Genomic DNA, 12,858 nt, shown 5'->3' with positions numbered 1-12,858 from the left:
CGTCACGGGTCAGGAGTTGAGGGCGCTGCCCGCTCGCCAGTCGGCCCACGAGACGTTCCAGTCGCCGTAGCCGTTGCCGGGGGCCACCGTCTCCTTGGAGCCGGTGACGCGGACGACGTCGCCGGGGATGACCTCTTCGTAGAAGCGGCGGGCCGTGCCGTCCGTGGCGAGGCCTATGCAGCCGTGGGTGACGTTGGAGTTGCCCGCGTAGGTGTTGGCCTTCGGGTTCTCGTGGAGGTACGTGCCGGACGTCGTGAGGTGGACCGCGTAGCTGTAGTAGTCGGCGTACGCGTCCGCGTAGCCGACCGTGCGGGAGTCCATGAAGACGCGGCGCTGCTTGTCGGAGACCACCATCGTGCCGTTCCAGGTGTCCATGCCGGGCGCGCCCGCCGTGATCGGTACACGGCGCGTCACGCCGTCCTTGACGACGGTCATCGTGTGGCTGCGGACGTCGACGGTGGCGACCAGGGAGCGGGCCACCGTGAAGCTGCGGTCGATGCCGGAGCCCACCCGGACGGTGACCTTCGTGCCGGGCTTCCAGTACGTCTTGGGGCGGTAGTCGACCCGCTGGCCCTCGTGCAGGTTGCGGTCCTTGACCCAGCTCCAGGAACCGGTGACAGGGGTGCTCGTGCGCACCTTCAGGCGCCGCTCCACCGCCGCCCGCTCGGCCTCCGGCACCGGGCGGTCGAAGGTCACCGACACCGGCATGCCGACGCCCACCCGCTGCCCGTCCGCCACGTTCACCCCCACCCCGTCCCCGCGCAGCGCCGCCGGCTCCACCACCGGCTTCGCGCGCGGCGTGGGCGTACCGGCCCCGGCGGCCTTCCGGTCGTCCCGCCGCTCCGACGGCGCCGAAGCACCGTCCTGCCCGCCCAGCGAGCAGCCCGCGAGGACGCCCGCGCAGAGCACGGCGGCCGCCGCCCCGCGTACGACATGACGGATTCTGGTGCGCCTGGCCATCGGGTCCCCCTGTGTGGTGTTCCGGCCTGGGCCGGTGTGTTTCCATGTACGCCACCCATACGCACGGCGGAGACCGCCGGGTTGCATGAGGCGTGCGGGAAGAAATTCGGGGCTGGTTGTGACGGGGCGCGGCGCGGGCGGCGAACGGTCGCGGTCGTGGACAGGAACGGCGGGGGCATGACCGAGGACGAGTTCGACGCGTTCTACGCGTCCGCGTTCCCGCGCGTCGTCGGCCAGGTCTACGCCTTCACCGGCGACCACGGTCAGGCCCAGGACGTCGTCCAGGAGGCGTTCGTACGCGCCTGGGACCGGCGGCGCGACTTCGCCGCCGTGCACGCGCCGGAGGCCTGGGTCCGCACGGTGGCCATGCGGCTCGCGGTGAGCCACTGGCGGCGGGCCCGGCGCTGGCTGGAGCTGGTGCGCAAGGAGCCGCCGCCCGAGCACGCGGCCGGGCCGGGGCCGGAGCACGTGACGCTCGTCGCGGCGCTGCGGAAGCTGCCCGAGGCACAGCGGCTCGCGATCGTGCTGCACCACCTGTGTGACCTCAGCGTGGAGCAGGTAGCCTCCGAGACCGGCGCCCCGACCGGCACGGTCAAGGCGCGGCTCTCGCGTGGACGCGCGGCGTTGGCCAAGCATTTGTCCGGGGAGTACGGGGGCGACGGGGACGACAGCGGCGGCGCCGGCGGTGCGCACGGCGTACTCGGTGGGAAGAGCAGCGGGAAGGGAGGGGATCGGGATCGTGTCCGATGAACCCTCGACGCCCAGGTCGAACCCCGAGTCGAAGTCCGGCCCGGCCCCCGACCTCTCCTCCGCCCTCCACGCCCTCGCCCTCGACGCCCGCTCCCCCGCCCCCGGCACCGGCGCCGACGTGCGCCGACGCGCCGGGACCCGGCGGCGGCGCAGGCACGCGGCCCTCGTCGGCGGTGGTGCCGTCGCGGCCGCCGCCCTCGTGGCCGGGCTCGTCGTGGGCCTCGGCGACGACTCCGGCTCCCGGCCCGCGCCGCCCGCCGCCCCCAGCACGACGGCCGGGCCCACCGCGCCCGCCGCCACCGCCGACCTCGCGCGGCGCGAGCTGTCCGTGGCGGGACGGAAGCTGCCTCTGTCGTCGGGCCGCGCGAAGTACCCGACGAAGCCGGGGCGTATGACGGTCGTCGCCAAGCACCGCTCGACGAAGCTGTCCGGCAACGACGTCGGCCTCGGCGAGACGTACGACGCGTACTTCCACTGGGTCCTCGAACTCCGCGACGCCGAAGGCCGCACCAACTACGTCGTCGCCCTCACCTACGACGAGAAGTCCGTCGGCAAACGCGACGTCACCCACGGCTGGCTCGGGCTGCGCCTGGCGGACGCCAAGTGGCTCTACGGCAAGCTCAGTCCGGGGTCGGTGATCACCATCGAGGGTGCGGCGCCAGGGACTTCGGGCTGACGCGGACGAGCACTGCATACGGGCACGTGAAGAGGGGCGGTTCCGCGCGGAACCGCCCCTCCGAATCGCCGGGATCAGCCCCAGCCCGTGTCGTTGTCATCCCCCATGACACATCTCCCCCGTAGTGACCGAGTTGTTCGGGACTCTTCGATGGTGCCCTGCAACTGGCCCTGCCTAAAAGGGATTTATGGGGGGATCGCATGCCTGAAGCGTCATCGCGACCCGACCGGCACCGGTCGGAGACATTCCACTCTCAGGTCACGACCGCCTCGCGCAGCCGCGCGAGGATCGCGTCCACCGTCTGATCCACCGTCAACTCCGAGCTGTCCAGCCACAGTCCGATACGTGGCGTGGTGGCACGCATCCCCTCGTCCAGGGCCTCGACCGTCCACTCGCCGTAGCCCGTCTTACCTCGGGTCGCCTCGCGTTCGGCGACCGCGGCGGGGCGCGGGGCCAGTACGACCACGTGCAGCGGGCGCGTCCTGACCTGCTCGACGTACCGCTTCAGCTCCTCGCCGAGGATCACGTCCTGGACTACCGCTGTGAAGCCCGCGGCGGCGTAGGAGTCGGCCGTCGACGCCGACAGGCCGTAGCGGAGGCGGAGTTGGGCCTCGGCCTCGGGGCCCGCGCCCGGTTCGTACTCCTGTCTGCCGGAGACGATCATGCGTCGGAAGATGTCGCCCCGTACGTGGGCGGCGCGGGGCAGGCGCTCGGCGAGGGCCTGGGCGACCGTGGACTTTCCGGCGGCCATGATGCCGGTGATGACGATGACCCCTTCGGGGGTGGTGGGGGCGTTCATCTGGGCGAAGTTACCCGAGCCGGGGTCGGGGTTCCTCCCGGTTTCCCGGGGGGGGTAGGGCCCGCGTGGGACGCCCCAGTCCCGCCCCTTCCCGTAACCGGGGGCTCCGCCCCCTGGACCCCCGTATCGGCGCTCCGCGCCTCGTCCTCAAACGCCGGACGGGCTGAATTAGCCCCTCCGCGCCTCGTCCTCAATGCCGGACAGGCTGGAATTAGCCCCTCCGCGCCTCAGACTCGAACGCCGGACGGGCTGAAATCCCTCACGCGCCGGACGGGCTGAATACACCCACACCCCGGACGGGGCCGGGAAGAGCGGGCGCGCCCCTTACAGGAACTCCCTCACGCCAACTCCGCCCCCACCGCCGCCTGCGGCCTGATCGGCAGGCGGTTCACCGGGCGGCCCGTCGCCGCTCGTACCGCCGCCGCGACCGCCGCCGGGGACGTCACCACCGGCACCGCGCTCGCGGCCTTCGCGCCGAAGGGGGCGACGACGTCGCGCTCCTCGACGAGCTTCACGATGCGGATGTCGGGGGCGTCGAGGGCGGTGGGGAGGGCGTAGCCGGTGAGGTCGGGGTGGCGGACCAGGCCGCGGGGGGTGCGGAGGTTCTCGGTGAGGGCCGCGCCGACGCCCTGGGTGACGCCTGCCTCGATGCGGACGCGGAGTTGCGCGGGGTTGAGGATGCGGCCGACGTCCTGGGCTACGGCGAGTTCCACGACCCGTACGGAACCGATCTCGATGTCGACGTCGACGACGGCGCGGATCGCGCAGAAGGCCATGCCGACGAAGGCGTCGCCCTGGCCGTCGGCGTCGAGCGGCTCGGTGGGGTGCGGGCGGCACTGCGCGGTGGCCCACAGCTCCTTGCCGTCCATGGCCTCCTCGACGGTGGTGGAGAGGACTCCGTCGTACGAGGTGATCTTGCCGTCGGCGATCTGGAGCAGCTCGGTCGACATGCCGAACTTGTGGGCGAGGGGCTGGAGCAGCTGGGTGCGGACCATCTTCGCGGCGCGCTCGACCGCGCCGCCGGAGACCCAGGTGTGGCGGCCGTGGCAGCTCGGGCCCGCGGGCGGCTGGTCGGTGTCGACGGGGGCGACGCGGACGTCGTCGATGCCCAGGGTCTCCTGGACGATCTGCCGGGCGAGGGTGGTGAAGCCCTGCCCGGTCTCGACGGCGGCGCAGATGACCGTGGCGATGCCGTCGTGGACCTTCACGGTGGCCGTGGACACCTCGTCGGTGCCCTCGGCGCCGAGGAGCTGGACCATGCCGAGGCCGTAGCCGACGCCGCGCCGGACGGCGGCGGGCTCGCCCGCGCCCTCGGGTCCGCCGGGCAGCAGCCAGTCCTCCTCCGGGGTGTCCTTGGGCAGCCCGGGGAGCGGGAAGTCCCGGACGGCGCCGAGGAGTTCGGCGACCGGGGCCGGGCAGGTCACCGTCTGGCCCGTGGGCAGGATGTCGCCGGTGGCGAGGGCGTTGCGCAGCCGCAGCTCGGCCGGGTCGACGCCGAGCTTCTTGGCGAGCTTGTCCATCTGCGCCTCGTAGGCGGCGCAGACCTGGAGGGCGCCCTCGCCGCGCACGTGGCCGGACGGCGGGTTGTTGGTGCGGACGGCCCAGCCCTCGATGAAGGCGTTGGGCACGACGTAGGGGCCGCAGGCGAAGGAGACGGCCGCGGCGAGGGCGTCGGCGGAGGTGTCCGCGTAGGCGCCCGCGTCGAGCAGGATCTGCGCCTCCACCTTCACCAACTGGCCCTCGGCGTCCGCGTGGTGGCGGTAGCGCAGGAGGGTCGGGTGGCGGTGGGCGTGGCCGAGGAAGGACTCCTCGCGGGTCGCGGTGAGCTTCACGGGGCGGCTGGTGCGCAGGGCGAGCAGGCCGAGCGGCAGCTGGAAGCTGGCGTCCTCGCGGTCGGCGCTGGCCCCGGGCACACCGGTGACGACGACCTTGACCTGCTCGGGGGTGAGGCCGTAGCAGGCGGCGGCCATGTCGCGGTCGCCGTGCGGGTCGGTGGAGGCGATGTACAGCTCGACGCCGCCGTCCGGGCGCGGCACCGCGAGCCCGGCCTCCGCGCCGATGGGCGCCGGGTCCTGGCGCCCGATGCGGTACAGGCCCTCGACGACGACCTCGCCGGCCGCCTCGGGGTCGCCGTGGCGCAGCGGGATGTGCCGGATCAGGTTGCCGTCGGGGTGCAGCGGCGCGGCCTCGAAGGCCTGCTCGGGGTCGGTGACCGGGTCGAGGACCTCGTACTCGACGATGATCGCGGCGGCGGCCATCCGGGCCGTGTCCGGGTGGTCGGCGGCGACGGCGGCGATGGCCTCGCCGTGGTGGCGCACCACGTCGGACGCGAACAGCGGCCGGTCGGCGGTCTTCCGGCCGTGCTGCGGCGTGCCCGGCACGTCCTCGTGGGTGACGACGGCGCGGACGCCCGGCATGTCCTCGGCGTGCGTGACGTCGATGGACACGATGCGCGCGTGCGCGTGCGGGGAGCGCAGGACGGCCGCCCACAGCAGCCCCTCGGCCCACAGGTCGGAGGCGTAGGGGAACGTGCCCTCCGTCTTGGCCCTGATCTCGGCCGACGGCAGCGACGAGCCGATGCCGTGCGGCAGTTGCTCGGCGCCCGGCGCGGCGGTTGTCTCGTTGCTCACGCCTGGGCTCCGTCCTGGCCGTAGGGTCCCGACTGGTGCGGTACGCGGGGTGTGCCGGTGTCGGCGTCGTCCCGCTGCTCGGCCGCGGCGCCCTTCGCCTCGCGCTCGGCGACGACGTCGCGGACCGCGTCGAGCACGCCCCGGTAGCCGGAGCAGCGGCACAGGTTGCCGCAGAGCGCGCGGCGCGTCTCCAGGTCGCTGGGGGCCGGGTTGCCTTCGAGGAGGTCGTGCAGGGTCATCGCCATGCCGGGCACGCAGAAGCCGCACTGCACGGCCCCGCAGTTGGCGAGCGCGCGCTGCACGTCGGAGGGGCGTCCGTCGGCGGCGAGGCCCTCGACGGTGCGCACCTCGCTGCCCGCAGCGGTGGCCGCGGGCACCAGGCAGGAGGCCACGAGCCGCCCGTCCACCTGCACGTTGCACGCCCCGCACTCGCCCTGCGAGCAGCCGTCCTTGGCCCCGGCGAGCCCGAGCCGCTCCCGCAGCACGTACAGCAGGGACTCCCCGATCCAGGCGTCGGTGACGGGCCGGTCGGCGCCGTTGACGCGCAGGACGTAGGAGACGAGGGGGTGTTCGTCGTGGGCCGGGGCGTCGGCGACCGGGTCGTCGGCCTCGACGGGGGCCGAGTCGGCGGCGAGGTCGGCCTCGGCGGCCTCAGAGGCATCGTCGGCCTCAGCGGCGTGGTCGGCCTCGGGCGCGTGCTCCACCTCGGGGTCCTGGTCCGCCTCGGCGGGGTCGTCCGCCTCCGGCGCCTCGTCCGCGGCTGCGGGCTCCTCGGGGTCCGGGGTGTGGTCCGCATCGGGGGCGGGGTCCGGCTCCGGGGCGGGGGCCGGGTCCGCGGCGGGGATCGCCTCGGCCGCGTGGGCCTGTTCGGGCGCCGGTGCCGGGTCCGCCGCCTGCGCGGGAGCCGGTACGTGCGCGGGGTCGGCCTCGTGGGGCGGGACCGCCGGTGCGACGGCCGCCGGGTGGGCGGGGTCGGCGGCGGGCTCCGCCGGGTGGGCCGGGTGCGGCGCGAGGGCCGGGTCGGGGTCGTACGAGGGGTCCGTGGCGTGCGCCGGGTCCACCGGGTCCGCCGGGTACACAGCGTCCACGGTGTCCACGGTGTGCGGGAAGCCGGGAGCGGGGGCGAGGCCCACGGACTGCGCGAGGTCGGCCGACTGCACGGGAGGCATGTCGTACGGCGTGTTCTCTTCGTACGGCGTGTTCTCGTCGTACGGCGCGCTCTCGTCGTACGCGTTCTCGTCGTACGCGGGGTCCGCCCCGTAGTGGGGGTCGGCGGCGGGTGCGAGGTGCGTGGACGCTGCGGGCTGCGGGCCGAAGTCGCCTTCCAGGGCGACCGGATCGACCGGGTTGACCGTTTCGCCCGACGCGTCCGGCATGCCTGGTACATCTGGTGCGCCCGGCGCGTCCGGCGCGTCCGTCACGTCGCCCTGGCTCCCCGCGGGCGCGAGGGACCCGTCCGGGCGCTGCTTGACGACGAACAGCTTCGCGGTCCGCTCGAAGGGGGTCTCCTCGGCGGCGCGCGCGGGCGGCACGGGGGCGGACTCCGGGGCCGGGGCGGGCGGCCCGACGGGCGCCTGCTCCACGAACGCCTGCGCGGCCGGGTACGGGGACGCCTGGGGCGCCTCCGGGGCCTGCGGGGCGTGCGGAAGCTCCGGGGCCTCGGGGGCTTGAGGGGCCTGCGGGACCTGGGGCGCCTCCGGGGCCTGCGTCGGCCACGACGTGGCCCAGGGCGCGGGCGCGCCGCCGGGCAGCGTCGCGGGCGGCGGCGCTCCGCCCCACTGTGCCGCGAGCGACGACGCCGAGTACTCGCCGGACTCCTCCGGCAGGTCACCGTCGGCGACGGGGATGGACCACTGCCCGGTCACGTCGTGCGCGGCGGGCGCGTGACCGTTCTGGACACCGCCCTGGCCGCCGTTCTGCTCCGGGGGCGTGACGGCGTCCGGGAACGTCCACTGGCCGGTGGCGCGCGGGTCGTACGCGTCCGGGGCCTGCGGCTCGGCCGGGAACTGCTGCTCCTGGTGGGTGCCCAGCTGCGTGCCGGGGTCGGGCCAGCTCACGGCCTGCGTCGCCCCGCCGGTGTGCGCGACACCGGTCACCTCGGGCGGCAGCACCCACGCGCCCGTGGCGGCCGGGTCGGTGGCGTCGGGGGCCGTCGGCGTGACCGTTATCTGCGGCGGTACGTAGCCGTGTCCGGGGGCGGCGAGCGGTGTGCTCACGGCGTCGGCCGCGCCCTCGGGGAGCTGCACGAACGCGGTGGCGTCCGCGTCGTACTCGCCCTGCGGGTGCGGCTGCCAGCCGCCCGCGCCATTCCTCTGACCGTCGGTCACGACAGCGCCCTCCCCAGTGCTCGTCGGGCCAGCGCGGCGACCGTGCGCCGCAAGTGCAGTACGGCGGGCGGCAGCGGCTGCGCGGTGCCGTCCTCGGCGGGCGGGTGGTCGGGGATGCACGCCGCGGCGACGTACTCGCCGAAGGCCGTCAGGGCCTCCGGCACCAGACCGCGCTCGCCGTCCCAGTCGATGAGTCCGGCCACCCACTGCTCGGCCTCCAGGGGCCTGAGCGGCATGGGCGCGATGGCGCCGACGGCGCATCGCACGCCCCTGCGCGCCGGGTCGAGCACCAGGGCGACCGACGCGGTCGCGCGGCCGGGTCCGGTGCGCCCGGTCGCCTTCAGGAAGACCTGCGGGGCGTGCAGCAGCGGCACCCGGACAAATCCGATCAATTCGCCGGGCGCCAGCATCTCCATGCCCGCGAGCAGGTGCGACACCGGGATCTCACGGCGGGTGCCGCCCGGGCCCGCGATGATCAACACGGCTTCCAGCGCGGCGAGTACGGGCAGCGAGTCACCGGCGGGCGCGGCCGAGGCGATGTTGCCGCCGAGGGTGCCCGCGTTGCGGATCTGCGGCGGTCCGGCGGCGCGCGCGGCGGCGGCGAGCGCCGGGATGAGCGCCGCGAAGTCGGGGCGGCCCATGCGGGCGTGCGTCAGTCCGGCGCCGAGGAGCGCGTGCCCGTCCTGGTACTGCCAGCCGCGGATCTCGCTGATGCGGCCGAGGCCGACGAGGGCCGCGGGGCGGAGCTGGCCTGCGTTGACCGACGACATCAGGTCCGTGCCGCCCGCGACGGGCACGGCGGCGGGCACGGCGGCGAGCGCCGCGACGGCCTCGTCGAGCGTGACAGGCAGCGTCACAGACTGCGCCCCCTGCGCCGCCCGCGGTGCGTGCGTGGTCAAAACCGGCTGCCCCTTCCCGATGGCCCGGCAGCTTGCGCGCCGTTCTCACCGTTACGCCTGTTCCGCCGTACGGTACGTGCTCACAACCCGGACGTGGCAACTCTGGCACATCTTCACCGGGCCCCGGCGCGGGGGTCCGCTAGGAGACGTTCGTCCGCAGACCTGGGGGATATGCCGTTTTCGCACTCCCTCACCGGTCAGCGGGAATTGCCACCCTTCGGTGATCCTTGTACGGCTTCCTCCTGGTGGCCCACGGTCGCACCGCGGACCACCGGGAGCACGCGCTCGGGGCGTCACCTCACACGTTTGGGGGCGCCCCCTCGATCGGGCGTCCGAGCACCCCGGGACGCTTCTGCCACGGCAACGGGCCGCCCGGCGGGCGGTAGTCGACACCGAGGGCGTCAAGTCGGCCGTAGTGGGCGGTCATTCGCCGTTCGAAATCGGCGAAGTCACGCTCGGCGGGCGCGGGGAGCGTGCGCCAGGCGACCTCCGCGAGCGCCGCGAGCCTCGGGAAGACCTGATAGTCCACGCGGCCGTGGTACTCCATCACCTCGGTCCACACGTTGGCCTGCGTCCCGAGCACGTGCTTGGCCTCGTCCGCGGTCAGGTCGCCCGGCACCGGCTCGAAGCGGTAGACGTCCTCCAGGGTGCGCACGAACCCGATCGGCACCGGCTCGTCGGGGCCGCCGTGCTGCCGGTGGTCCAGATAGACGTGCTGCTCGGGGCACATCACCACGTCGTGGCCCGCCTGGGCCGCCGCGATGCCGCCGCCGTAGCCGCGCCAGGACGACACCGCCGCGCCCTCCGCGAGCCCGCCCTCCAGGATCTCGTCCCAGCCGATGAGCCGACGCCCGCGCACGGACAGCCACTTGTCGAAGTGCCGGATGAACCAGCTCTGCAACTCGTCCTCGTTGCTGAGCCCGAGCTGCTCGATGCGCTCCTGGACGGCCGCCGAGTCCTTCCACTGCTCCTTGGGGCACTCGTCGCCGCCGACGTGGATGAAGGTCGACGGGAACATGTCGAGCACTTCCTCGAACACGCCCTCGTAGAACCGCAGGGTGGTGTCGGAGGGCGCGAGCACGTTGGGCGTGACGCCCCACGAGTCCCACACCCCGAGGGCGGCCGTGTCGATGACGTCGGTGTTGCCCAGCTCCGGGTAGGCGGCGATGGCCGCCTGCGAGTGACCCGGTACGTCGATCTCCGGCACGACGGTGATGTGCAAGGAGTCGGCGTACGCGACGATCTCGCGGATGTCGTCCTGCGTGTAGAACCCGCCGTGCGGCTTCTCGTCCCACAACTCCGACGCCCGGTGCCCCCACTTGGTGCGCGACCGCCAGGACGCGACCTCGGTGAGCTTCGGATACCGCTTGATCTCGACGCGCCAGCCCTGGTCGTCCGTCAGATGGAAGTGGAAGACGTTCAGCTTGTGCGCGGCGAGCAGGTCCAGATACCGCAGCACGCCTTCCTTCGGCATGAAGTGCCGGGCCACGTCCAGCATCATGCCGCGCCAGCCGAACCGCGGGGCGTCCTCGATGACGCCCGCGGGAACGGTGCGCTCCGCTTCGGGGTTGACGGGAGCCCTGCGGAAGGCCTCGGGGCCGAGGAGTTGACGCAGCGTCTGCGCGCCCCAGAAGACCCCGGCGGCCGTGCCGCCGCGGATCTCGACGCCGTCGCCGGTGATGGTCAGTCGGTACGCCTCCGGTTCGAGGCTGTCGTCCAGGCGCAGCGAGACACCGCCCGGCGCGCCCTCCGTGCCGGGCGCGAACGGGAGCCGGAACGCACCGCCGAGTGAGGTCCGCAGCCAGCGTTCGACGGACTCCGCACCGGGTGCCGCCCAGAGCGTGGTCGACGCGTCGAACCTGAAGCTGCCGCCACTGGGGCCCTCGACGCGTGCGGGCGCCGGGATCAGTTGCTCAAAGGTCATGCGGTGAGGCTGCCATGCGATTGCAGACGACAAAAGGCCCGTTGCGGCACATGCAACACGACACAGACGACAAACGCCGGAGGGGCTATATCTAGCCCCTCCGGCGCTTGAGGACGAGGCGCGCGAGCTGACGTGCCAGCCCGTCCGGCGCTAGAGGACGAGGCGCGCGCCGACGTATCAGCCCGTCCGGCGCTTGAGGACGAGGCGCGAAGCGCCAATGAGGGGGAAAGGGGCGAAGCCCCAGACGAACGCCACCAAGGGCGCCCCCGCCAGCTACTTCTTGCCGTCCTTGCCGCCCTTGTCCTTGTCTCCGCCCGCCCCCATGGACTCGTAGATCTCCTTGCACATGGGACAGACGGGATACTTCTTCGGGTCGCGGCCGGGGACCCACACCTTGCCGCACAGCGCCACGACGGGCGTACCGTCGAGCGCGCTCGCCATGATCTTGTCCTTCTGGACGTAGTGCGCGTAGCGCTCGTGGTCGCCGTCACCGTGCGACACCTGTGGCGTCGGCTCTACGAGGGTCCCCGTACCTGCCCCGCGCTCGGGCTCGGGCTCAAGAGTGCTCATAGGTGCCAAGGGTACTCACGCCGGGCGCGTCCTGGCAGCGGCTGCCGTCCGAGCCCTGCGGCTGCGGCCCCGTGCGCCGCGCACGCGCCGCCAGAAGGTGCAGCACGAGCCCAAGGGCGGCCACCCCGGCCGCCACCCACGGCAGCGCGTCCGCGCCCAGGCCGGCCGACAGGGCGAGCCCCGCGGCGCCGGAGCCGACGGCGCTGCCGAGGTAGAGCGCGGAGTTGTTCAGGGCGAGCGCCACCGTGCCGCGCTCGGCGGACAGCGCCAAAAGACGGTGCTGCTGGGGCACTTGCAGGGCCCAGCCGACCGCGCCCCAGAGCACCAGGGCCGGGAAGGCCGCCGCCCCGAGCACCGGCAGCGCGAGCTCGGCCACCACCAGGGCCGCCATCAGGCCCGCGACCAGCGCGTACTGCCTCCCCCACCGGTCCACGAGCGGCCCCGCGAGCACACTGCCGAGCACCCCGCCGATCCCCCACGCCCAGAGGTACGGCGCCACGTCGCCCTCGCCGACACCGCCTGCGGCGTCCAGGACGGGCGCGAGGTACGTGTAGAGGCCGAGGCTCGACACCGCGCCCAGGAAGGAGACGCCGACGACCGGCAGGACGGCCCGGTCGGCGAGCGCCCCGAGCCGCGCCCGCACCGGCACCGGCGGCGCGGACGGCACCTGAGGAAGGCCGACGGCGAGCCCCACCAGCGCCACCGCGCCGAGCCCGGTGACCAGCCACATGGTCGAGCGCCACGAGGTGTGGTCGGCGAGCAGCACCCCGAGCGGCACGCCGAGGACCGTGCCCGAGCTCATGCCGCCCATGATCAGGGCGAGGGCACGGCCGCGCCGCTCGGGACCGGCGAGGGACGCGGCGGCGGCCGTGGAGAGGGCCGAGTAGACCCCGGCGCCCGCCCCGGCCACGACGCGCGAGACGAGCAGCACGCCGAGGCCCGGCGCGAGGGCGGTCGCGGCGTTGCCGAGGGTGAAGACGGCGAGCGCGGCGACGATCAGCACGCGCGGGCGCACGCCCGCCAGGAGGCCCGTGACGAGCGGCGCGCTCACCGCGTACGCGAGTGTGAAGACCGTGACCATCTGTCCGGCGAGGGACACGGTCGTCCCCAGGTCGTCCGCGACCACGGGCAGCAGCCCCGCCATCACATAGGCGTCGAGCCCCAAGGTGAAGGCCCCCAGCATCAGCAGCCAGATCCGGCGCACCGCACCCCACTCCCTTCGTCCGTGCCGCGGCACGGGTGCGTGCCGCCGAGAAGCAACGCCAGAAACGTAGGCAGTCTCCGGTTCGCCGGGGAAATGCCTACGGAGGTGCGTTTATGCTC

General features: G+C 74.0%; 10 protein-coding genes. 2 read left to right on the top strand and 8 right to left on the bottom strand.

The window, feature by feature from the left end:
* Positions 1-9: 9 nt before the first annotated feature.
* A complete protein-coding gene (locus tag OO63_RS06290; protein ID WP_033263870.1) occupies positions 10-960 on the bottom strand; it encodes a L,D-transpeptidase in 951 nt (316 codons plus the stop codon).
* 177 nt (positions 961-1,137) lie between these two features.
* Here OO63_RS06290 and OO63_RS06285 point away from each other — a divergent pair, with 177 nt between their 5' ends.
* Both OO63_RS06285 and OO63_RS06280 read left to right on the top strand, forming a co-directional pair.
* Positions 1,138-1,710: a SigE family RNA polymerase sigma factor gene (locus OO63_RS06285; RefSeq protein ID WP_078618967.1), complete on the top strand. Its 573-nt coding sequence runs from the start codon at positions 1,138-1,140 to the stop codon at positions 1,708-1,710.
* Complete coding sequence (locus OO63_RS06280) at positions 1,700-2,386, top strand: L,D-transpeptidase (RefSeq protein ID WP_030358380.1); 687 nt, start codon at positions 1,700-1,702, stop codon at positions 2,384-2,386. The genes OO63_RS06285 and OO63_RS06280 overlap by 11 nt, the downstream gene beginning before the upstream one ends.
* Positions 2,387-2,639: 253 nt before the next feature.
* On the opposite strand, the gene OO63_RS06275 is transcribed toward OO63_RS06280, so the two are convergent.
* From OO63_RS06275 to OO63_RS06245, 7 genes are all read right to left on the bottom strand, one after another.
* Positions 2,640-3,185: an AAA family ATPase gene (locus OO63_RS06275; protein ID WP_030358381.1), complete on the bottom strand. Its 546-nt coding sequence runs from the start codon at positions 3,183-3,185 to the stop codon at positions 2,640-2,642.
* A 338-nt stretch (positions 3,186-3,523) separates the two neighbouring features.
* A complete protein-coding gene (locus OO63_RS06270) occupies positions 3,524-5,815 on the bottom strand; it encodes a xanthine dehydrogenase family protein molybdopterin-binding subunit (protein ID WP_030358382.1) in 2,292 nt (763 codons plus the stop codon).
* Positions 5,812-8,142: a 2Fe-2S iron-sulfur cluster-binding protein gene (locus OO63_RS46645; RefSeq protein WP_030358383.1), complete on the bottom strand. Its 2,331-nt coding sequence runs from the start codon at positions 8,140-8,142 to the stop codon at positions 5,812-5,814. Before OO63_RS46645 ends, OO63_RS06270 begins: the two co-directional genes overlap by 4 nt.
* Positions 8,139-9,041, bottom strand: a complete 903-nt coding sequence (locus OO63_RS06260) for an FAD binding domain-containing protein (RefSeq protein WP_030358384.1) — start codon at positions 9,039-9,041, stop codon at positions 8,139-8,141. The genes OO63_RS46645 and OO63_RS06260 overlap by 4 nt, the downstream gene beginning before the upstream one ends.
* 298 nt (positions 9,042-9,339) lie before the next feature.
* Positions 9,340-10,965 (bottom strand): beta-N-acetylhexosaminidase, encoded by a 1,626-nt coding sequence (locus OO63_RS06255; protein WP_030358385.1) that lies wholly within the window; start codon positions 10,963-10,965, stop codon positions 9,340-9,342.
* Between the two features lie 273 nt (positions 10,966-11,238).
* Positions 11,239-11,535 carry a DUF3039 domain-containing protein gene (locus tag OO63_RS06250; protein WP_033263869.1) on the bottom strand — a complete coding sequence of 99 codons (297 nt, stop codon included), beginning with the start codon at positions 11,533-11,535 and terminating at the stop codon, positions 11,239-11,241.
* Complete coding sequence (locus tag OO63_RS06245) at positions 11,522-12,739, bottom strand: MFS transporter (protein ID WP_033263868.1); 1,218 nt, start codon at positions 12,737-12,739, stop codon at positions 11,522-11,524. Before OO63_RS06245 ends, OO63_RS06250 begins: the two co-directional genes overlap by 14 nt.
* Positions 12,740-12,858 lie beyond the last annotated feature (119 nt).

The organism is Streptomyces alboflavus, from assembly GCF_000716675.1.
GTDB classification, from domain to species: Bacteria; Actinomycetota; Actinomycetes; order Streptomycetales; family Streptomycetaceae; genus Streptomyces; species Streptomyces alboflavus.
The sequence above is the reverse complement of the archived record's forward strand: the minus strand, read 5'-3'. Positions and strand labels throughout refer to the sequence as shown.

Coding starts and splice junctions, on each gene's coding strand:
- OO63_RS06290 (WP_033263870.1), bottom strand. CDS start 960: ATGGCCAGGCGCACCAGAATCCGTCATGTCGTACGCGGGGCGGCGGCC.
- OO63_RS06285 (WP_078618967.1), top strand. CDS start 1,138: ATGACCGAGGACGAGTTCGACGCGTTCTACGCGTCCGCGTTCCCGCGC.
- OO63_RS06275 (WP_030358381.1), bottom strand. CDS start 3,185: ATGAACGCCCCCACCACCCCCGAAGGGGTCATCGTCATCACCGGCATC.
- OO63_RS06255 (WP_030358385.1), bottom strand. CDS start 10,965: ATGACCTTTGAGCAACTGATCCCGGCGCCCGCACGCGTCGAGGGCCCC.
- OO63_RS06250 (WP_033263869.1), bottom strand. CDS start 11,535: ATGAGCACTCTTGAGCCCGAGCCCGAGCGCGGGGCAGGTACGGGGACC.